Origin of the sequence: Bradyrhizobium sp. 157 (assembly GCF_023073815.1) — a bacterium.
Lineage (GTDB): Bacteria > Pseudomonadota > Alphaproteobacteria > Rhizobiales > Xanthobacteraceae > Bradyrhizobium.
Map to the genome: position 1 here is coordinate 49,055 of NZ_JADPKF010000004.1, position 19,885 is coordinate 68,939.

General features: G+C 62.0%; 15 protein-coding genes and 1 pseudogene. 8 read left to right on the forward strand and 8 right to left on the reverse strand.

The features are described 5' to 3' along the window. Positions 1-53: 53 nt before the first annotated feature. Both IVA95_RS00440 and IVA95_RS00445 read right to left on the reverse strand, forming a co-directional pair. Positions 54-4,886, reverse strand: a complete 4,833-nt coding sequence (locus tag IVA95_RS00440; protein ID WP_247508695.1) for an NAD-glutamate dehydrogenase — start codon at positions 4,884-4,886, stop codon at positions 54-56. A gap of 371 nt (positions 4,887-5,257) precedes the next feature. Beyond that, positions 5,258-5,616 (reverse strand): annotated as a pseudogene (locus tag IVA95_RS00445) (LysR family transcriptional regulator); the annotation flags it as partial. A gap of 245 nt (positions 5,617-5,861) precedes the next feature. On the opposite strand from IVA95_RS00445, the gene IVA95_RS00450 reads away from it, so the two are divergent. Continuing rightward, on the forward strand, positions 5,862-6,272 hold the full coding sequence (locus IVA95_RS00450; RefSeq protein ID WP_247508696.1) for a cyclophilin-like fold protein: 411 nt from the start codon (positions 5,862-5,864) through the stop codon (positions 6,270-6,272). Between the two features lie 11 nt (positions 6,273-6,283). Here IVA95_RS00450 and IVA95_RS00455 read toward each other — a convergent pair whose 3' ends face one another. Next, positions 6,284-7,174, reverse strand: coding sequence for a LysR substrate-binding domain-containing protein (locus IVA95_RS00455; RefSeq protein ID WP_247508746.1), 891 nt, complete (start codon positions 7,172-7,174; stop codon positions 6,284-6,286). A 141-nt stretch (positions 7,175-7,315) separates the two neighbouring features. On the opposite strand from IVA95_RS00455, the gene IVA95_RS00460 reads away from it, so the two are divergent. The 7 genes from IVA95_RS00460 to greA all read left to right on the forward strand — a co-directional run bounded on the left by IVA95_RS00460 (position 7,316) and on the right by greA (position 13,846). Continuing rightward, positions 7,316-8,077 carry a glucose 1-dehydrogenase gene (locus IVA95_RS00460; RefSeq protein WP_247508697.1) on the forward strand — a complete coding sequence of 254 codons (762 nt, stop codon included), beginning with the start codon at positions 7,316-7,318 and terminating at the stop codon, positions 8,075-8,077. 21 nt (positions 8,078-8,098) lie between these two features. Then, on the forward strand, positions 8,099-8,947 hold the full coding sequence (locus IVA95_RS00465) for a transketolase (protein WP_247508698.1): 849 nt from the start codon (positions 8,099-8,101) through the stop codon (positions 8,945-8,947). Further along, the gene (locus IVA95_RS00470; protein ID WP_247508699.1) at positions 8,944-9,954 is read left to right on the forward strand and encodes a transketolase family protein; all 1,011 of its coding nucleotides are present in this window, start codon (positions 8,944-8,946) and stop codon (positions 9,952-9,954) included. Before IVA95_RS00465 ends, IVA95_RS00470 begins: the two co-directional genes overlap by 4 nt. 97 nt (positions 9,955-10,051) lie before the next feature. Then, entirely contained in the window at positions 10,052-11,059 is a 1,008-nt protein-coding gene (locus IVA95_RS00475) for a TRAP transporter substrate-binding protein (protein ID WP_247508700.1), read from the forward strand. A 3-nt stretch (positions 11,060-11,062) separates the two neighbouring features. Beyond that, positions 11,063-11,635, forward strand: a complete 573-nt coding sequence (locus tag IVA95_RS00480; RefSeq protein ID WP_247508701.1) for a TRAP transporter small permease subunit — start codon at positions 11,063-11,065, stop codon at positions 11,633-11,635. Beyond that, a complete protein-coding gene (locus tag IVA95_RS00485; protein WP_247508702.1) occupies positions 11,632-12,891 on the forward strand; it encodes a TRAP transporter large permease subunit in 1,260 nt (419 codons plus the stop codon). The genes IVA95_RS00480 and IVA95_RS00485 overlap by 4 nt, the downstream gene beginning before the upstream one ends. Before the next feature lie 448 nt (positions 12,892-13,339). Then, positions 13,340-13,846 (forward strand): transcription elongation factor GreA, encoded by a 507-nt coding sequence (gene greA, locus IVA95_RS00490; RefSeq protein WP_247508703.1) that lies wholly within the window; start codon positions 13,340-13,342, stop codon positions 13,844-13,846. Between the two features lie 308 nt (positions 13,847-14,154). Here the strand turns inward: greA and IVA95_RS00495 are convergent, their stop codons facing one another. From IVA95_RS00495 to IVA95_RS00515, 5 genes are all read right to left on the reverse strand, one after another. Continuing rightward, positions 14,155-15,210 (reverse strand): UDP-glucuronic acid decarboxylase family protein, encoded by a 1,056-nt coding sequence (locus IVA95_RS00495; RefSeq protein ID WP_213249291.1) that lies wholly within the window; start codon positions 15,208-15,210, stop codon positions 14,155-14,157. Positions 15,211-15,419: 209 nt separating this feature from the next. Further along, positions 15,420-16,520 carry a glycosyltransferase gene (locus IVA95_RS00500; protein ID WP_247508704.1) on the reverse strand — a complete coding sequence of 367 codons (1,101 nt, stop codon included), beginning with the start codon at positions 16,518-16,520 and terminating at the stop codon, positions 15,420-15,422. Next, positions 16,517-17,608 (reverse strand): glycosyltransferase, encoded by a 1,092-nt coding sequence (locus IVA95_RS00505; RefSeq protein WP_247508705.1) that lies wholly within the window; start codon positions 17,606-17,608, stop codon positions 16,517-16,519. Before IVA95_RS00505 ends, IVA95_RS00500 begins: the two co-directional genes overlap by 4 nt. Then, positions 17,605-18,750, reverse strand: coding sequence for a glycosyltransferase (locus tag IVA95_RS00510; RefSeq protein ID WP_247508707.1), 1,146 nt, complete (start codon positions 18,748-18,750; stop codon positions 17,605-17,607). The genes IVA95_RS00505 and IVA95_RS00510 overlap by 4 nt, the downstream gene beginning before the upstream one ends. Next, the gene (locus IVA95_RS00515) at positions 18,747-19,841 is read right to left on the reverse strand and encodes a glycosyltransferase family 4 protein (RefSeq protein WP_247508708.1); all 1,095 of its coding nucleotides are present in this window, start codon (positions 19,839-19,841) and stop codon (positions 18,747-18,749) included. The genes IVA95_RS00510 and IVA95_RS00515 overlap by 4 nt, the downstream gene beginning before the upstream one ends. Positions 19,842-19,885 lie beyond the last annotated feature (44 nt).

The window sequence follows — 19,885 nt, forward strand, 5'->3', positions numbered from 1 at the left end:
GGCAGGTTGATGGTCTGGACATCGCAACTCTCGTCTCGCCGCCGCGCGCCCGATTAGCCCTTCACCAAATCCCCCAGCAGGTTCGCCGTCACGGTCAGCTTGGCGAGCGTCAGTCCGCTGCCAGCGATCTCCTCGACGGAGCGGCGGATGCGCGTCGCCTCAGGATGAGCCGCGAGCCAGGTCTCGGTAGCCTGCTGGCCGCATTGGCCGGTTGTCAGCATATCCGCGGCCAATCTTCTTTCGGCTGCTGCGATCTGGTCAACCGCGCGGTCGATGGCGAGACGTTCGAAATGATCGTTTGCCGGAACGCTGCGCGCGGCGACGATGATGGGATGAAGGTGGAAATTGGCCTCGGCAGCGAAGAAGGTCGTGGCGGCGTCGCCGATGGCGCGGGTGGTGCGCTCGGCGACAGTCACGATATCCGGTGCGGAGACCAAGGCGTCGAGATCGGCGAGTTCGTTTGCGAGGTCGGTGGGGACGCCGGCATCGACCAGATCCCGTCGCCGCTTGCTGCGGCCAGCCTGCAAGTCCTGCGGCAGGGCGTTGTCGAGCCCGGCGGCGATCTCGCGGATCCTCGGGCCGAAGCGCGAGATCACCGCGTGCAGACCGGTTTTGAAATCAACGTTACGCACGTACCAGACCATGCGGGAGAGCAGGAGATCCTGAATCGCCGCGTAGAGGCCGAGTTGCACTTGACCGTTGATCTTGGTGTCGAGCGCATCAATCGCGTTATTCAGCCGCTCGAGACCGTAAGATTCTTCCACCGCCACGAAAGCCATAGCGATGGTGGATACGTCGGCATCCGTCTCATCGATTAGGCGCCCGATGCAGGTCGGGCCGCCGCGATTGATCACGGCATTGGCAATATTGGTGGAGATGATCTCCCGCCGCAGACGATGGTGTTTCATGGAATCGGGGAATTTGTCTCGAATCTCGTACGGGAAATATTTTGACAATTCGCCGGTGAGATAAGGGTCGTCCGGCACGCTCGTGACGAGCAGATCATCGTAAAGGGTGAGCTTGGCGTAGGCGACCAGCACGGCGAGTTCCGGCCGCGTGAAGGGCTGGCCGCGCTGCGTGCGCGCGGCGATTGCGACGTCGTCCGGCAGGAACTCAACGGCGCGGTCGAGCAGACCCCGCCGCTCGAGCGATTGCATCAGGCGGGCAAGGAAGCCATTGTCGGCCACGCCCTTGCGTTCGGCCAACGACAACGTGAGCGATTGAAGATAGTTATTGCGAAGCACGAGCGTGCCGACCTCGTCGGTCATCGCGGCAAGCAGGCTGTTGCGGTCACTCGGACTGAGATGCCCGTCGCGTTCAGGGCGTGCCAGCGCAATCTTGATATTGACCTCGACGTCAGAAGTGTTCACTCCGGCCGAATTGTCGATGGCGTCGGTGTTGAGCTTGACGCCTCTCTGCGCCGCTTCGATGCGGCCGCGCTGGGTCAAGCCAAGATTGGCACCTTCGCCGATCACTCGGGCGCGGACATCAGAACCGGTAACACGGATCGGATCATTGGCCCGATCGCCCGCCTGATCGTCGCTTTCCGTAGAGGCGCGGACATAGGTGCCGATGCCGCCAAACCAGAGCAGGTCAACGCGTGCCTTCAGAATCGCCGTCATCACCTCGAAAGGCGTGGCCTCTGGCTTGTCGAGATCCAGCAGGGCGCGCACTTCCGGCGCGAGCGGAATTGCCTTGAGCGAACGCGAGAACACGCCGCCGCCCTGCGAGATCAGCGATTTGTTGTAGTCCTGCCAGCTCGACCGCGGCATGTTGAACAAGCGCAGGCGCTCGGCGTGGCTGATGGCAGGGTCGGGCGAGGGATCGATGAAGATGTCCCGGTGGTCGAAGGCCGCCACCAGCCTTGTCGCCGGCGAAAGCAGCATGCCATTTCCGAAGACGTCTCCGGACATGTCGCCCACACCGGCAACCGTGAAGGGCACGGTTTGGATATCGGTGTCGAGTTCGCGGAAATGGCGCTTGACGGCTTCCCACGCACCGCGCGCGGTGATGCCCATTTTCTTATGGTCATAACCCTGGCTGCCGCCGGAGGCGAAAGCGTCGCCGAGCCAATGGCCTTTCTCGACTGAGATCGCGTTGGCGGTGTCGGAGAAAGTCGCCGTGCCCTTGTCGGCCGCGACGACGAGATACGGATCATCCTCGTCGTGCCGCACGGTGTCGTCGGGCGGCACGATCGCATCCCCATCGAGATTGTCGGTAAGTTCGAGCAGCGAGCGAACGAAGATGCGATAGGCTTCGGTGCCTTCCGCCATCCAGGCCTCACGATTGGAGGGCGGCGGCAGGCGCTTGGGCACGAAGCCGCCCTTAGCGCCGACCGGCACGATGACGGCGTTCTTGACCTGCTGTGCCTTGACAAGGCCGAGGATCTCGGTGCGGAAATCCTGCGGCCGGTCGGACCAGCGCAGGCCGCCGCGCGCGACCTTGCCGAAACGTAGATGGATACCTTCGACACGCGGCGAATAGACAAAGATCTCGTAGAGCGGTCGCGGAGCCGGCAGGTCATCGATTTTGCGGGCGTCGAACTTGAAGGAAATCACTGGACGCGGATGTCCGTCCTGGCCAATTTGCCACAGGTTGGTGCGCACGGTCGCCTGCACCAGATTGGTGAAGCGGCGCAGTATGCGGTCTTCGTCTAACAAGGCGACGGATTTGAGCTGCTCCTCAATCTCGGCGAGGAGAGCCGTCTCGCGCGCCGAGCGCTCGGCCTTGGTGGCGGCGAGGCGCGGGTCGAAGCGAGCCTGGAACAGCGCGACGATGCTGGCGGTGATTGCGGTGTTCTTGAGCAATGTCCCCCACATATAGTCCTGGCTGAACGGAGCGCGGATCTGGTGCAGATAGCGGGAGAGGGCGCGGATGGCCGAAATTTCGCGCCAGCTCAAGCTCGTGCGCAGGATGAGGGCGTTGTATCCGTCGGATTCGGCGCGATCGCCCACCACCGCCATGATCGAGGCTTCCAGGCGACGGGCGAATTCCTCGGTAACAACGAGCGGCTTGCCGTCATTGGCCTCGATCGTCATGTCGTGTAGCCAAACCGGTGCGGGTGCAGGCGTGGCGCTGGGCGTAATCTGGTAGGTGCGCTCGTTGACGACGCGCAGGCCGTGATTTTCGATTACCGGGACGCGATAGGATAGTGATAGCGGCGTGCCGCGCGAAAAGACCTTAAGGCCGAAACGCGTCGGATCATCGCCGTCGATGCGGTAGACCGAAAGCGCCACGGGACGAGCGGCGCTGAGCTTTTCGATGGTGGCGATATCAGTGATGGCTTGTGAGGCGTCGAAGATCTCCGTATAGCCGCCGGTAAAGGCCCGGGCATAACGGTTGGCGAGCAGGCGAGCCCGCATGCCGTCAGTGGTGGTCGCAAGCGCGGCTTTCAGCTTGTCGCCCCATGTTGCGATGATTGCGCTGATCCCGCCTTCAAGCGTTGCGCGCTCGACGACGGGCGTTTTGCCTTCATAGCGCCCGATGATGTAGTGGACGCGCGCAAGCGGACCTTCGGGGAAGGACACGTAGGAGGCTGCCAAGGTCCCCTTATATATCTGGGCCAGGAAGGCGGCGACACGCGTCCGTACGTCGGTGTCATACTTCTCGCGCGGAATGAACACGAGGATGGAGACGAAGCGGTCAAACTTGTCAGCTCGTGCCAACGCCCGCAAGCGAGGGCGCTCATAAAGCATCAGGACTTCCATGACGAAATTATAGAGCGTCTCGACATCGACCTGGACGATCTCGTCGCGCGGATATTCTTCGAGGATATGCAGCAGAGCCTTGCCGGAATGGCTGTTGGGGTCGAAGCCGGCGCGCTGGAGCACCTGCGCCACCTTGTGGCGGACGTAGGGGATTTGTCGCACCGAACGAGTATAGGCGCCCGAGGTGAACAGACCGACGAGGCGCAGTTCGCCGTCGAGCCGGCCGTCTGGCGTGTACAGTTTGATGCCTATGTAGTCCATCCGGACGCGGCGATGGACGCGGCTGCTGACATTGGCCTTGACAACGATGAGGAGGGTCGGCTCGCGCATAAACTCGCGGATTTCCTGTGTCATCACCACCATTTCGGTCCCGCGGCGCAGCACCCTCACATCAGGATCGCGCAGGATGCCGAGACCTTCGCCGCTGCTGATCTCGTCCGACGCAGCGCTGTCGGGCGAGAAGCGATATTCGCGCAGGCCCAGGAAGGTGAAATTGTCGGCGCACAGCCATTGCAGGAACTGGTTGGCTTCGGCGACCTCGTCGATCGGCAGCGGCGGCGGATTGGAGCTCAAGGTCTTGATCGCCCCTTCGACGCGGGCGCGCATGGCTCGCCAGTCGGTCACGCAAGCGCGCACGTCGTTCAGCGTCTTGGTGAGGCCGTCGATCAATTTCTGCCGGTCGTCAGCGGCGTCGAGACGGGCGATATGCAGATGGATTAGGCTTTCGCGCTCGCCCTTTGACCCTTCGGGCAGTGTTTCGCCATAGAAACGCAGCAGCTTGCCGTACGCGTCGCGCTCGACGGCTATGATCGGATGGGCGACCAGCGTGACTTCGATGCCCTGCTCGGCGAGTTCCGCCATGGTCGAATCGAAGAGGAAGGGCATGTTGTCGTTAAGAACTTCGAGCACGGAAATCTCGCGCCCGTCCGGGATCATTGGATTGATGACGCGGATATCGGCACGGCCTGCCGCGCGTTGCTGCACATGCTCCCAAGCCTGTTCCGCCAGGAAGGCGAGGGACGCGGCATCGTAGCTGGTGAGATCCTCGCTATTGGTGTGGCCGAATAGAAGCTCGGCAAAAGTCCGGGGGGTCTTGCCCGGCTGGACGCTTCCCGCTGCATCGCGGATCAGGGTTGCCCTGACCCTGTCGTCACGCCAGGACGCCATAACGTCCTCCATTTTCCGCGCCATCCGACCGCAGGCGCGATCGTCCGCTTGACTTTGGAGTGCATCTCTTCGAGGGCCATTGTCTCGACCGCGATTGATCGCGTAAGCGAGATCCGCAGTCTCGGAGCTACAATAGCTCCTGAAGACATTACCATCCTAGAGCGGCCTCCGCCAGCTATTGCGCTGCCATCCCAGTTCTACAATGCTGGTGGAGAAGCTCGCCGTGTGCGGTGCGTTCCACATCCCGATCTGCTCGGTCGCTTCCATGAGTCGGAAGATTGAAGAAGATATCGGAGGCCCGGCGAGTGTGGGGAAAGGCGGTAGCGCTCCCCCGCTACCAATCCTGCGATTTCCTACGCCAAACTGCGATTTTTCTCGATGCTGTACTCCGGCAGGAGCTTAGCCAGTTTCGGCAGCAGGATCGCGTCCGCGGCATATTCTGTCGCGGTGATCCGGATCGTGCCTGTCGGCTTCTCCCGAAGTTCTCTGATCGCCGCAAGCTCGGCCTCGATCTCCTCGAGCCGGGGAATTGCGGTCCGAAGCAGGCCCTCGCCGGCCTCCGTTGGCGCGACGCTTCGCGTGGTGCGGGTCAGCAGCCGCACGCCCAGACGCGCCTCGGGTTTGCCGATGGTATAGCTCAGGGCCGACTGCGAACGTCGAGCTTGGCCGCCGCGCCTGTGAAACTGCGCTCCCGCGCAACCGCCACAAAGGCCAAAAGGTCATCCAGTTTGCTGTTCGGCATTTATCGATCTCGTTTATAAGTTCATGCCGATTATAGCGGCCAGTCGCTCTTGATGCGCGCGCTAAATCCGCGGTGACGGCGACTATCCGGAAAATCGGCGACTGCCAAAGACAATCACGTCCTGAGATCGCGCCCGGGGAAATTGATTCCGCCTTCCGGCTAGTTCTCGATCGGACTGCGGTGCGACAGCGGCGCTTGCCGAGTGAATCAAGGAAACTAGGCCCGAAAAGCAGGGAGGCTGCCGAATGCCGAATCGATTCTCGATCGCTTTCGTTATCACAATCGGATTCATCGGAGCTGCAATGGCACAAGAGCGCATTCTGATTTCCTCCGACTGGGGCAAGGTCAGTGCTGAGTTGGTCGACAACGACGCGACCCGATCGCTGATCCGTATGTTGCCGCTCATCATCGAAATGCGCGATCACCTGCGCCAGGAAAAGACCGGAAATCTGCCGTCGCCCTTGCCGGCGGTCGAGCGGCAACTTGATTTCTCGACCGGTACACTGGGCCTCTGGAGCTCCAATCAGTTTGTGATCTACTACCGCAACGGCCGTGTCCCTCAGCCCGGGATCATCATGCTTGGCCAAGTGACCGGTGACGTTTCGATTTTTGATCGGCCGGGACCGGTCACCGTCCGAGTTGAACGCATCAAATGAAGCGTGGCACGCTAGGAGCGGGTGGTGGTCCGATCAAGCTCCGACATGATCCAATCAGCGAATGCCCGAACCGCGCGGCGCTGCCGGTTGGCGCGGGGGAACACGAGATGGTGGCCGACATAGCGGACATCGATGGCCCTGCCGGCGAGCGGAGCGACCAATCTGCCCGTCTCGATTTCGCGCTCGGCAAGTCGCGTCGATTCCAGCGTAACGCCAAGACCGCTCGAGGCCATGGCAATTGCCAGGAAGCTACGATCGAAACGCATGCCGTGAATCGCAGGTGACTCGAGCCCGTTCGCGGCGAACCATTGATGCCACTGGACCTGCTTGACTTCCGAGCGAATGAGCACCTGGCCGAACAAATCCTTCGGCTTGCGGATTCGCTTGGCAAGCGCCGGCGTACAAAGCGGCGTCACGGTTTCCTCGCCTAGCGGGATGATTTCCAGCGCATCGCTCCTGGGCTGCCCATAGACGATGTCGAGATCGAAATCGTCATTGCCAAAGCGGGCATATTCGGTGCTGGCGGCGAGCCGCACTTCCAGCCGGGGCTCGGCAGCGAGGAATTGGGCGAGACGCGGCGCCAGCCACTGCGCGGCGAAACTCGGCGCGCAGTGGACCCGAAGCAGTTGCGGCCCGCGGCCGGCCACCTCCTCGATGCCGCGTCGCAGATTGTCGAATGCGGCGCCGGCATGACGCATCAGGTTCTGTCCGGCCGGCGTCAATCGGATCGATCGGGCGCTGCGCTCGAACAGCGTGGTGCTCATCGCGCTTTCCAGCTTGCGGATCGCGTGACTGACGGCGCTCGGCGTCAAATGAAGTTCGCTCGCAGCGTCGCGAAAGGAGCCGGTGCGCGCGGCCGCCTCGAAGGCGCGGATCGCCGAAATCGGGATACTGGACAGCAACATGCCATAAGTGAACCAGATTCATCTATGGACGACAACTGCGCGTTTGTCCGAATTGCGCGCCGGGCGTAGTCGATTTCGTCAAGAAAACGGGGCCCCGATAGCAGATGCGTTGCGGGGGTCGATGTCAGGGAGGAATGCATGCTGCTACGCGGCAAGACGGCAATTATTTCGGGCGCGGCCTCGCCGCGCGGAATAGGCCTGGCAACCGCCCGGCGGTTTGCCGCGGAAGGCGCCCGCGTCGCGATACTCGACATCGACGGCGCCTCGGCGGAAGCCGCAGCGAAAGGCCTGGACGCCGTTTCCGGCGGACCTCATCTCGGCCTCGCCTGCGACGTCGCCGACCAGAAATCCTGCATGGATGCGACCGATGTCGTGATCGGCGCCTTCGGCCAGATCGACATCCTCATCAACAATGCCGGCATCACCCAGCCGGTGAAGCTGCTCGAGATCACGCCGGCGGACTGGGAACGCATTCAGGACGTCAATCTCAAGGGCGTGCTCTTTCTCTCCCAGGCCGTGATCCCGCACATGCGCCGGCGCAAGTCCGGCTCGATTGCCTGCATGTCGTCGGTTTCGGCGCAGCGCGGCGGCGGCATTTTCGGCGGGCCGCATTATTCCGCGGCGAAGGCCGGCGTGCTCGGCCTCGCCAAGGCGATGGCCCGCGAGTTCGGGCCCGACCGCATTCGCGTCAATTGCGTGACACCCGGCCTGATCGGAACCGACATCACCGCCGGCAAGCTCACCGACGAGATGAAGGCAAAGATACTCGAAGGCATTCCGCTCGGCCGCCTCGGCGAAGCCAGCGATGTCGCAGGAATCTACACCTTCCTAGCGTCCGACCTGTCCGCCTATGTCACCGGGGCGGTGATCGACGTCAACGGTGGCATGCTCATCCACTGAGCGCGAGAGGAGGAGTTCGCCATGGAACCGGTTGGGACGATTGCCAACGCGCCGACACTGGCGCAACGCGCCCACAACATCCGCCGTAACGCGCTGCGGATGGGCGAAGTCCAGGGGCAAGGCTATATCGCGCAGGCGCTTGACATCGCCGACGTGCTTGCCGTCGCCTACTTCCACGCCATGCATTACCGGCCTGAGCAGCCGTCCTGGGAGGGACGCGACCGCTTCCTGCTCTCGAACGGCCACTATGCCATAGCGCTTTATGCGGCGTTGATCGAGGCCGGGGTCATTCCCGAAGGGGAGCTCGAGACCTATGGCAGCGACGAAAGCCGTCTGCCGATGTCCGGCATGGCCTCCCACACGCCCGGCATGGAGATGTCGGGCGGATCGCTCGGGCTGGGTCTGAGCATCGCCGTCGGGATGGCGCTCGGGCTGAAGCGCAAGAATTCCAGCGCGCGGGTCTACACGCTGTTCTCGGACGGCGAGCTCGACGAAGGCTCCGTCTGGGAAGCGATCATGTCGGCAGCTCACCACAAGCTCGACAACCTGATCGCCATCATCGATGTCAACAACCAGCAGGCCGATGGTCCTTCGACGGAAATGATGGCGTTCGAGCCGCTCGTGGAGAAGCTCAACGCATTCGGCTGGTTCGTGCAGCGCGTGGACGGCAACGATCTCGATGCAGTGGTGGCCGCATTTGATGCCGCCAAATCCCACGCCGAGGACAGGCCACGCATCATCGTTGCCGACACGCTCATGGGCAAAGGCGTTCCGTTCCTGGAGCAGCGGGAGAAGAACCACTTCATCCGTGTCGAGCCACACGAATGGCAGCTCGCGCTTGGCGCGCTCGAAGCAGGGAAACAGTCATGAAGCCCACCATGTCAGCTACACTGTCGGGCAAGCCGCGCCTGACCACCTCGGCCATGATCGCCTCGATCGCGGCCGAAGGGCAAAGGACGAAGTCCGCGCCTTTCGGGTACGCGCTGGTCGAACTCGCTCGCACCCGCACTGAGGTGATCGGCATGACCGCCGATCTCGGCAAGTACACCGACCTGCACATCTTCGCCAAGGCATTTCCCGACCGATACTACCAGATGGGCATGGCCGAGCAGCTCCTGTTCGGCGCTGCCTCGGGATTCGCCGCCGAAGGCTTCACGCCCTTCGCCACGACCTATGCGGTGTTTGCTTCCCGCCGCGCCTACGATTTCATCCATCAAACGATTGCGGAGGAAGACCGCAACGTGAAGATCGTTTGCGCGCTGCCGGGCCTGACCTCCGGCTATGGTCCAAGCCACCAGGCGACCGAGGATCTTGCGCTGTTCCGCGCCATGCCGAACATGACCGTGATCGATCCCTGCGACGCGCACGAGATCGAGCAGGTCGTGCCTGCCATCGCCGCTCATCAAGGCCCGGTCTATGTGCGGCTGCTGCGCGGCCAGGTGCCGGTGGTGCTTGACGAGTACGGCTACAAGTTCGAGCTCGGCAAGGCGGCCCTGATCCGCGATGGCAACGATGTCCTGATCATCTCCACCGGCATCATGACTATGCGCGCGCTCGAGGCCGCGAAGGAGCTTGTCACTGACCGCGTGGACGCCGCCGTGCTGCACGTTCCCACCATCAAGCCGCTCGATGCCGAGGCGATCCTGCGCGAAGCCGGCAAGCCGGGCCGCCTGGTCGTCGTTGCCGAGAACCACACGGTGATCGGCGGCCTTGGTGAGGCAATCGCCGGTTTGTTGATGCGATCCGGCGTTCATCCGGTCTTCCGCCAGATTGCACTGCCCGACGAGTTTCTCGCCGCCGGCGCGTTGCCGACCCTGCATGACAGATATGGAATTTCGACAGCGGCCATCAGCAATCGCATCAAGACGTGGCTGTAAAGCCTGCCGCAATCAAGTCCCGGCTGCCGGGCGCTCGAAACGAAGCGTCCGCTGACCGCAAAAAGAAAAGCGTTCATCATCGCGAGAGGAAACAGACATGAGAGTCTTAGCAACCCGCCGTGCCTTCCTGAAGAGTGCCGCCTTCATCGCCGCCGCGCCGGCGCTGCTCGCATCGAGCCGCGACGCCCGTGCCGCAGTTGCGCTGACGCTCGGACACGGCGCGGCGCCGGGGAATCCGCGCACAGTTGCGGCGGATGCATTTGCCAAAATGGTGACGGAGCGCACCAATGGTAGCGTGTCCATCAGGATTGCGGGATCCGAACAGCTCGGCAGCGACGTCTCGATGCTCACTAGCCTCCGTACCGGTGCGCTGGACCTGACGGCGAACAGTCAGGGGGCAGCTTCCGGGCTCGTGCCTGAACTCTCGGCATTGGGCCTGCCGTTTCTTTTCGCCGATACCAGCGCCGCGATGAAGGTGCTGAATGGCCCGGTTGGCGAGGAGCTTGCGAAGAAGTTTTCCACCGTCGGTATTGTCCCACTCGACTGGTGGGACAATGGCGTGCGCCACACCACCAACTCGAAGCGTCCGATTGCAGCGCCGTCCGATCTTGCCGGATTGAAGATACGTACGCCGGCCGACCCGATGACGGTCGATATCTTTCAGGCATTGGGCGCCACAACGCAGCAGATCGCATTTGGTGAGCTCTACATCGCGTTGCAGCAGGGCGTGGTCGACGGGCAGGAGAATCCTCTTGCCAACATCCACAGCGCGAAGCTGCATGAGGTGAACAAGTTCATCAGCCTCACCGGCCACAAGTGGGAATCCACGCCATTTCTGATGTCTCAAATAGCCTTGCGGAAGGTGAAGCCGGCAGAGCTCGACATCATCAAAGCCGCGGCCAAGGAGGCTGGAGCACTGCAGCGCCGGCTGATGCAGGAGGCTGATGCCAAGCTCCTCGCCGATTACAAGGCAAATTCCGGCGTGACCGTAAACAAACCGGACCTTGCCGCGTTTCAGAACGCGACGGCTGGTGTGCTCAACGCCTGGAAAGCCAAACCATTCGGTGAGTTCGTCAGCCGCGTTGCCGAAGCCGCGAAAGCGTGAACGATGAGCGCCGGGAACACGGTCGGCGTCAACGATGCAGCGCGGATCAGACGGGCCGCACTCGCAACTGCAGACTTCGTCGATCGCAACATCACGATGATCTGCCGTTTCGTGGTGCTGGTCACCGGAATAGCCCTCACCATGGTGATGACGGCAAACGTCGTCGCACGCTATGTCCTGGTGTCCGGTGGGTTCAGCGCAGCGCAGGAATTGCCTGAACGCCTGTTCCCGTGGTTCATTGTTGCCGGCATAGCTCTTGCGGCGCAGGCCGGCGGCCATATGGCCGTCGACTGGCTGCTCGATCGGCTGGATAGCCGCGGCAAGTGCGGTCTGCTGCTGTTCGGCAATGCGATCATTGTCGGCTCATATGCCGTGCTCTGCTACCAGGCTCTCGCGGTGGCGGAGATCGCCAAGATCGAAACGAGCCCAGTGCTGGGACTCTCCGGAAGTCACGGCTATTGGGCGATCGCGCTCGGCTGCACCATGCTTGCCCTTGCCCATGTCTGCGCCTCCGTCCGGATCGCGCTACTTGGCCCGCAAGCGCGTTTTGCGATTCAATACAAGGATCTCTCATGACGCTGGTGCTGGTCGCAGCCTTTGTTGTGCTGATGGTTCTGGCCATTCCGGTCGGGCATGCCCTTGTCATTGCCGGGGCGGCTGCAGTCCTCTGGGACGGAGGTCTGCCGCTGATGATGGTCGCGCAGCAGATGTTCGATCAGACGCAATCCTTTCCCATGCTGGCGCTGCCGTTCTTCATGCTGGCCGGTTCGCTGATGATGGGAGGCCGACTCGGTCAGGAGCTGTTGAATTTCGCATCCGAGGGCATGAAGCGCTGGCGTGGAGGGGAACTCTCGATAACCGTCGTCGCATCTGTGGCATTCGGCGGCGTGTCGGGGAGCGCGGTCGCCAATGCCTCCGCGCTCGGCGCGGTGCTGATCCCGTGGCAAAGAACCCGTGGTTATCCTGCTGGGCTAGCTGCAGCGAACAACGCCACCTCTTCGGTCATCGACATTCTGATCCCGCCTTCCATCCCGATGATCCTGTACGCGCTCGTCAGCGGCGTCAGTGTCGCCGATCTTTTCGTGGCCGGCATCCTTCCCGGCCTCCTCATGGCAGGCGGCTTCGTCGCGGTATGCTGGTACATCGCAAAGCGCCGCGGCTATCGGCCGTCGAGCGACCCGGTCGACCGCAAAATGATGCTGCGACTTGCGATCAGTTCCGCGCCGGCAATCGCATTGCCGATCCTCATTCTGCTCGGCTTGCGCTTTGGCTTCGCGACCCCGACGGAAATGGCGGTGCTGTCCGTCATCTATTCGCTCCTGTTGAGCGTGTTCTTGTACAGGGATCTCTCCTGGGCGCGCTTTCGAGAGTCGATGGTTGAGGCCGGCATCGCTACAGGCGTCGTGATGCTCGTTGTCATGGGCAGTGCCGTCATCGGCTGGCTTCTGACCTTCGACCAGATCCCTGTCCGGTTTGCGGAGTGGGTGAAGGCGACGATCGACAACAAGCTTCTCATCATTCTTGTGCTCAATCTGCTGATGCTGGTTGTCGGCATGCCGCTCGATCTGCCGCCGGCCATCCTGTTGCTTGGCCCGATCTTCGTGCCGCTCGCCGCGGCCATCGGCCTCGATCCGGTGCAACTTGGCCTGATCATGATCATCAATCTCGGCATCGGTCTCTACACGCCGCCGATCGGCACAACGCTGTTCATTTCGGCTGCGATCGCCAGATGCTCCCTGGCGGAGACCACGCGGGAGCTGTGGCCGTTCTTTGCGGTGGCGATGGCTGTGCTGCTTGCGGTCAGCTACTTCCCGGCCCTGACGATCTATTGAGTGGCGCGGGATATCACCTCCGCGGCCCTGAGGGGAGCGAGCAGCGGTTCTCTCTACCGCAGCATCTTCGCTACGGCGCGCAACCGTTCACGCAGTCGGCTGGCAACCCTACATAAGGTGAACGTTCCATTATACCGCCGTGCAGGTTCCGTGGCCGAGCGTTCATAGACTGTCAGAGCCGCACCGCGAGCGCGACGCCGCGGCGGCTGCCCTATGGAAAGCCGGCAGCAACCGCACTACAGGCAATCCCACCAGAATTGGAACCCGTGTCCTCGCTCGGCGTTCCCCACCGCAGGTACGGTGATCGATTTCGGTCGGCTGCAAACATGGTCTCGGTCCAACAGAAGGATGGCTGCCGCTGCGCTGATGCCACTGGCGGTAGGCGCTCGTGCTTCTTGCTGCTCGTCCGAATGCATGCTCCGTCGATTAGCTCGGTAGAAAACTCGCGATGACAAAACTTCCAATGACGGCTGCGGGCTACGCTGCCCTTGCAGATGAACTGAGGCACCGCATCCGCGTCGAGCGGCCCGATCTTGTTCAGCGAATTCAGCAGGCGATCGCCGACGATCCAAATCTGGTTGAGAATTCGGAATATCAGGTTGCTCTTGCAGAGCAAAATGTCAACGAAACTCGAGTTGCCGAGTTGGAGGACAAACTCGCGCGTGCCGATATTGTCGATGTATCCAAGCTTTCCGGCAATACCATCAAGTTTGGCGCCACAGTGACGCTGATTGATGAGGACACCGGCAAGAAGCGGGTCTGGCAAATCGTCGGCGAACCGGAAGCCGACGCGAGCAAGGGCAAGATTTCGATAACTTCACCGATTGCCAGGGCATTAATCGGAAAGAGCAAAGGGGAAACCGTGGTCGTCGAGACGCCAGGCGGCGCCAAGGCTTTCGCGCTCCGACAAGTGGAATGGTCTGAGGCGAAGCGAAAGAGGCGCGAACAGGTGTGAAACGGCGGCTGAAGTTCGATGTGAGCTGCGGCGGCTATCAGCAACTGCTTGGCTAGTGTCGCTGAGCGGCTAATCGGCGACGTCTGGGTTGGAACCCACTGGCCAGCCGAAGCTTGTCAGAGTCGCACTTTCGCACATCAGCGATCTGGAGTACGCGGATTTTACTAGTGTGTCCCTCAGCGTTGCGGCCGCCGCGGCGGGATGCCAGAGGGAAGAGCGGCAACTTCGGCTCGATCCGCCCGTTGCAACGGCGCTCGACAACATCGCGTTGATGCCGAACGGGATCAGCGCCGCGCCGCCATGCACCGTCACCGCACCAGCCCAGCCCGCGATGCCGCGCTTGTCCGTGGTCCTGATTTGCCCGCGGCTAGCGTGCCGTTCCCGGGCCGCCGTCGCTGCCGTTCTTCGGTGAAGAGTCTTAGCGAGAAATAGTTGATGGTCGCGCGCAGGCCCTCATCGAGAGGGATTTTGGGACTCCAGCCCAGCACATCGCGCGCGCGCGAAATGACGGGGCGACGACGCTTGGGATCGTCCTGAGGCAGCGGATGGTACTCGACTGTGGACTTCGATCCCGTTTGCTCGACGATGAGATCGGCGATTCGCCTGACCGTATGCTCCTCAGGATTGCCGAGATTGAATGGGCCGGTGATCTCGGGCGGGCTTTCCATCAGAAGCTGGAGACCGGCCAATAGATCGTCAATGTAGCAGAACGAACGAGTCTGCGAGCCGTCGCCATAGACAGTGATCGGGGTGCCCTTGAGCGCTTGAACGATGAAATTCGAAATGATGCGGCCGTCGTTCTCCAGCATGCGTGGACCGTAGGTATTGAAGATGCGTGCCACCTTGATCGGCATGCGATGAACGCGATGGCTATCGAAAAAGATAGTTTCCGCAGCGCGCTTGCCTTCATCGTAGCAGGCGCGCGGACCAACCGGATTGACGTTTCCCAAATAGGTCTCGGGCTGCGGGTGAACATCCGGGTCACCGTACACCTCGCTGGTCGATGCCTGAAGTGCTCGCGCGCCCTTTTCCCTGGCGAATTCGATCACATGGCCTGCGCCAAGGACGCACGTGCGTAACGTTCCGAGCGGATCGCGCTGATAGTGACGTGGGGAGGCGGGGCACGCGAGATTATAGATACGATCAATTCGTCCGACGATCTCGAGGGGATCGCGAACGTCGTGCTCGATGAACTCGAAATCGGGATGGTTGAGCAGTGGCCGGATGTTCGACAACGTTCCAGTCAGGAAGTTGTCGACGCAGTATACGCGGTGACCTTGCTGAATGAGTCGGTCGCACAGATGCGAACCGATGAAGCCGGCACCACCTGTCACCACCGTGTTCAGCTTCGAGGCGAAGCCCATTGTACGTCCTTTCACTCGTTTGCAACTCGTGACCATGCTTGCGGCAAGCCAGTGTTTTTCGAAATTGCTCGGCTTGCCTTGGTGGCTACAAGGTACAAACAATTATTGCGCTCGACTGTTCCTGAATGAGCGTGACTTCGCCCCGAGAACGTCAAAATGTTGACATGCGTCATCGCAGCGAGTGTCAGAACTCGCCGGATCTCGACCGCCTATACCGCTTCGACCGACGGTGCGTTTGCGGGCTGGCTGATCACCTCCTTGATGTACCCTTCAAATTCGGCTGCGCGAATTTCAGCGGTGTGGCTCTTGAGCACGCGCTCGCGCGCCGCGGCCGCAAGCTTGCGGTGCTGCAGTTCGCCGGATCGGGAAAGGATATTCACGACGTCGTTGGCGCTACTGGCGAGAAGGATCTCGCGTTCGGGGACGAAGAATTCCTCGATCCCGGGCCAGCGATCGCTGATGACCGGAACGCCGCATGCTGCTGCTTCGAATAGCCGAACGCTCGGCGAATATCCGGCCGCCGCCATGTGCTGCCGCGTCAAGTTCAATGTGTAGCGGAGGCTGCAGTAGAATTTCGAATGTGAGCCCGGCGGCAGATGCTCGATGTGCCGAACGTTCTTCGGCCAGGTAAGTCTGCTGGGGTATTGCGCTCCAGCCACGACGAAGTCGTGTTTCGGCAAGCGCCGGGCGGGTTCCAGGAGAAGCTCCTCCAGCAGCGGCTGCCGGTCCTCGCTGTAGGTGCCGATGTAACCCAGCGCCCACTGCGTCGGGACTCTGACTCGCTTGTGAACGTCCACGTCTACGGCGCAATAGAGCGCACGTGCCCGCGGACTGCCGTACATTCCCTTGATTAATTGCAGGATCGGACCGCCGGTGAACGAAAGGTAGAGGTCAAAACGGGGAATGAGCGAGGGGCTGATATATTCCGAGCTGTTGGTCGCCAACTGGCTCAGCGTCACCGGAGTATCGATATCGTAGAAAGCGGTGACGCCACGAGCGATGCTGGTGATCCAGTCGCCCAGAGCGGCACCATCGGGAACGAACGAGCCAAGCACGACGACGTCAGCGGCGGCCACCATCGAGCTATAGTGCTGTGATACGTCCCGCAACGAGTCATAAAGCTTGATCCGGCAATGGGGCGAACTCGACAGATCGCGGTGATCGCCATACCAGGGCACATTGCGCTCGAGGAAGGTGATCCGGTGGCCTCGTGCAGCGAGTGCCTTGATCAGTGCGCGATAGGTCGTGGCATGACCGTTACCCCAGGAGGAGGTAATGGAAAGTCCGAACATCACGATGTCGAGCTTCATTCCGCTGCCTCTCTGCTGCTGATTGCGAGATTCAAGACTTGCATAACCTGCCGTGCCCTCTGGATGTAGGTGTGCTGATCCAGGATGCGCCGGCGTGCGGCCTCGCCGACGCGCTTCGCCTGTTCAGGCCGCAAACCTTCGAGGAGCTCGACGACATCCCTACTGTCGCGAGCGACGAGGATCTCCGTTCCAGGTTTGAGGAAATCGTCGATGCCGTCCCACGCATCGGTGATGATGCATGCGCCGGCGGCGGCCGCTTCAAAGATGCGCGTCGGTGGGGAGAAGCCGATCTTCGCCATGCTGTCGCGATTGATGTTCAGCGTGGCCAACCCGGAGCAAAAGAAGGCGTTGTGCTCGCCACTGCCGACGTGGCCTGCGATGGTGACGTTTGCCGGCACTGGTTTATCGTTCCAGCCCGCGCCGCCAAGCAGGAATTTGCGGCCGGGAAGCATTCGCGCGGGAGCAAGGAAGAATTCTTCGACTCTCGCCTCGCGGTCCGGAAGGCGGTTGCCGAGGAAGCTGAGGTCGCATGCATAGTCATTCCGGCGCGGAGCGGGATGATGGGTCTGGGGATCCGCTGCATTGTAGATGGGGACGCATTGGCGCGCGCCGAAGCGGCGGTAGCGCTCAACCACCTGGTCGCCTCCACCATAGGTGAGAACCAGGTCATGGCGTGGAATCGTCCGGTGTAGATGATGAAGGGGATCGATGGTCATGCTCTCCAGCGTCGCCGGAGCGTCGACGTCCCAGTAGGCGGTCATCAATCCGGTGTGAGCGAGTTCGGACACGGCCAAATCAAGCTCCTCGTCGAAAACGCCGACGCCACTCGCCTTGGCAACCAAATCGGCTTCGCGCGCCGCTTCCTCCAGCGCGCGGCGCCAGCCGTCGTCGGTCGCCGGATAGACCGCCACGCGCGCCCAATCCGGATCGGGAATATCGCGATGCTGCTGGCGCTCGAACGCATCGGGCTCGTAGAAAGTGATCTCCTGGCCAAGCGCAGCGAGCGCCTTGAGCAAGCCGCGATAGTAGGTCGCAGCACCGTTCCAGTACGACGACACCAGGCTCGATCCGAAAAAAGCGATCTTCATGATGAGACCATTTGTTCAGTTGCGCGGTTGAGATCGGCGCGCGCTGGATGTCGTTTCCCACCGAGCACCTCTACGATGCGAAGCAGTTCCTGCGCGCGATGGGCGCATGTGTGGCGCGCGTGGATCGCCGCTAGGCCCCTGCGCGCAGTCTCGGCGGCGAAATCCTCGTCCTGCACCAGCGCCCGGAGGGCTGCACTCGCCGCTTTACCGTTCTTCACCGTGACGAAGCTTTCCGGAGGAAACAGCCCTTCCGCGTCATTCCATGGTGCGCTGACCAGCGGAATTCCGCAGGCGAGAGCCTCAAATACGCGTATGGTGGGAATGCCGGGCAGCGTCTCGACGTAGGGGCGGCGGGGCACGTGAATGGTCATGCGCGCGCGGGCAAATGCGTCCGGCGCGCGGTGGTTGGGAAGCCAGCCGCGGAATTCGATGCCAGTGGTTCGCAGCTGTTCACGCACCTCATCGGGATAGCGCACGCCAAACACTTGCGTTCTAAGTCCGGTTTCCACGACCGGCTGGACGAGGAATTCCTGCAATTCCCGATCGCGCTCATCGTCGCCCCAGTTGCCGATCCATATCAGATCGATTTCCCTTGCCGCGTCCGGCTGTGGGCGAAACAGCGCGACATCGGCGGCCTCATGCCAGGTGAAGGCCCTGCGGCCCCAACCCAGGCGCTGGTAGAGCTGCTGCAGTACCTCGCCAAAGGCGAGAATTGCATCGTAGTCGCCAAGCTGAAAGTTGCCGATCTGGCTTGATGCCGTCACCGCACGGTGATGCGTGTCATGGAACAGCAGAAGAAAACGGCCGCCGTTGCGGCGTCTGGTGCCGAGCCTCTCGATGAGAGAGGGGTCGTTCCATTCGTGCACGACAACGACATCGGCCCGGTCGATCGCCTGATCGAGCTCCAATGTCGCCAGATCGTACGTCCGGAGGTCTGCACCCGGCACAAGTTGCGCAGCTTCCCGAAAATATTCCTCACCGCCGTCGCGTAACGCGTTGAGCCGGCTCCAGCCATCGCGCGGCTCGTAGATCGTGACCTGGTGTCCGAGGTGGAGAAGTTCGCGTGCGATGCCGCGCAGGAAATGAGCATTGCCGTGATTCCAGCACGATACGAACGAATGATAGAACATCACGAACTTCATGGTTGCACCTCGGCCAGCTGTCGGTGGGGCCTCGGCGCGGCAGTGCGGGCGTTGCCTGCGAGTTCGCGATACAGCCCGGCATACGCATCGGCCGTTGCCTTCAGCCGGTAACGGCGCGCCCTCAGCGTCGCGCGCTTCTGCAGGTCGTGTCGCAGGGCGTCGTTGTGCGTCAGGCAGGCGAGCACCGCCTGCCACTCATCCCGGTCGCGTGGCTCCACAAACAATGCCGCTCCGTCCCAAAGCTCGCGAAATGTAGGAATGTCCGACAGAACGAGCGCGCAACCCGCCGTCGCTGCCTCGAGCACGGTAAGTCCGAACGGCTCGTACACGGCAGGCGAGGCCAGCACCGAGGCGCATCGCATCGTTTCGAGCAACGCGGCATGCGACAACTCCGGTGAGCTTTCCGCGTGCCGATCGTCGCGACCAATGCCCAGAGGTCCATTGGTCCGGACCGGCCAAGCCAGGCGCGGCGCGATGTCGGCGAGGATTGACAGGTTCTTGGCTTCGTCCCATTGCCGGCCGGCAGCGAGTATGAATGGCTGCTTCCTTGTGCGGGAAACGTGCGCCTCTACGCCGTTATGGACTACCAGGCCGGCACTTTCCGGCCGGTAGAGCTCGGTTATCTTATCGCGAAAGCTATGCGTCGGTGCAATCCACCGATCTGCAGCGGACAGCCCCCCGTGAACGTTGGCTATGTAGTCGAACCAGCGCGGCTCGGCCGGCTCCTCGCCGCGACAGGCAAGCCACCAGGAGCGTACACAGGAGTGGGCGACAACGAGGACGGGGGCACGCCAGGTGCTCATCGCTTCGCGATAGCTGTTGAGATGCACCACGTCCGGCTTCACGCGGTTCTCGATCGCGGCTAGCCGATCGGCGGCGCGATGTAAATCCCGACCCTCGGGATCAAGCCATTCGAGCGTGAGATCGGTGATTTCAAGCGTCAGGCCGGAAATGCTGGCGATGGATTCGAGTTGATCGCCGCGTGGCGGGGGACCCAGCGTCACCAACGACACTTCCATTCCCATTTGACACAGCGCGCGCGCGAGCGTCGAGGCGTAGACCCAAACGCCGCCGACGGCGTCGGTCGTCATCAAGATACGGAGGCCTCGACACGGTGGCGTCATGGCCTCAACTC

What these genes read in the sequence shown, in the direction of transcription:
- IVA95_RS00485 (WP_247508702.1), top strand. Translation starts at nt 11,632, where the DNA reads ATGACGCTGGTGCTGGTCGCAGCCTTTGTTGTGCTGATGGTTCTGGCC.
- IVA95_RS00465 (WP_247508698.1), top strand. Translation starts at nt 8,099, where the DNA reads ATGGAACCGGTTGGGACGATTGCCAACGCGCCGACACTGGCGCAACGC.
- IVA95_RS00505 (WP_247508705.1), bottom strand. Translation starts at nt 17,608, where the DNA reads ATGAAGATCGCTTTTTTCGGATCGAGCCTGGTGTCGTCGTACTGGAAC.
- IVA95_RS00460 (WP_247508697.1), top strand. Translation starts at nt 7,316, where the DNA reads ATGCTGCTACGCGGCAAGACGGCAATTATTTCGGGCGCGGCCTCGCCG.
- IVA95_RS00450 (WP_247508696.1), top strand. Translation starts at nt 5,862, where the DNA reads ATGCCGAATCGATTCTCGATCGCTTTCGTTATCACAATCGGATTCATC.
- IVA95_RS00510 (WP_247508707.1), bottom strand. Translation starts at nt 18,750, where the DNA reads ATGAAGTTCGTGATGTTCTATCATTCGTTCGTATCGTGCTGGAATCAC.
- IVA95_RS00440 (WP_247508695.1), bottom strand. Translation starts at nt 4,886, where the DNA reads ATGGAGGACGTTATGGCGTCCTGGCGTGACGACAGGGTCAGGGCAACC.
- IVA95_RS00515 (WP_247508708.1), bottom strand. Translation starts at nt 19,841, where the DNA reads ATGACGACCGACGCCGTCGGCGGCGTTTGGGTCTACGCCTCGACGCTC.
- IVA95_RS00480 (WP_247508701.1), top strand. Translation starts at nt 11,063, where the DNA reads ATGAGCGCCGGGAACACGGTCGGCGTCAACGATGCAGCGCGGATCAGA.
- greA (WP_247508703.1), top strand. Translation starts at nt 13,340, where the DNA reads ATGACAAAACTTCCAATGACGGCTGCGGGCTACGCTGCCCTTGCAGAT.
- IVA95_RS00470 (WP_247508699.1), top strand. Translation starts at nt 8,944, where the DNA reads ATGAAGCCCACCATGTCAGCTACACTGTCGGGCAAGCCGCGCCTGACC.
- IVA95_RS00475 (WP_247508700.1), top strand. Translation starts at nt 10,052, where the DNA reads ATGAGAGTCTTAGCAACCCGCCGTGCCTTCCTGAAGAGTGCCGCCTTC.
- IVA95_RS00500 (WP_247508704.1), bottom strand. Translation starts at nt 16,520, where the DNA reads ATGAAGCTCGACATCGTGATGTTCGGACTTTCCATTACCTCCTCCTGG.
- IVA95_RS00495 (WP_213249291.1), bottom strand. Translation starts at nt 15,210, where the DNA reads ATGGGCTTCGCCTCGAAGCTGAACACGGTGGTGACAGGTGGTGCCGGC.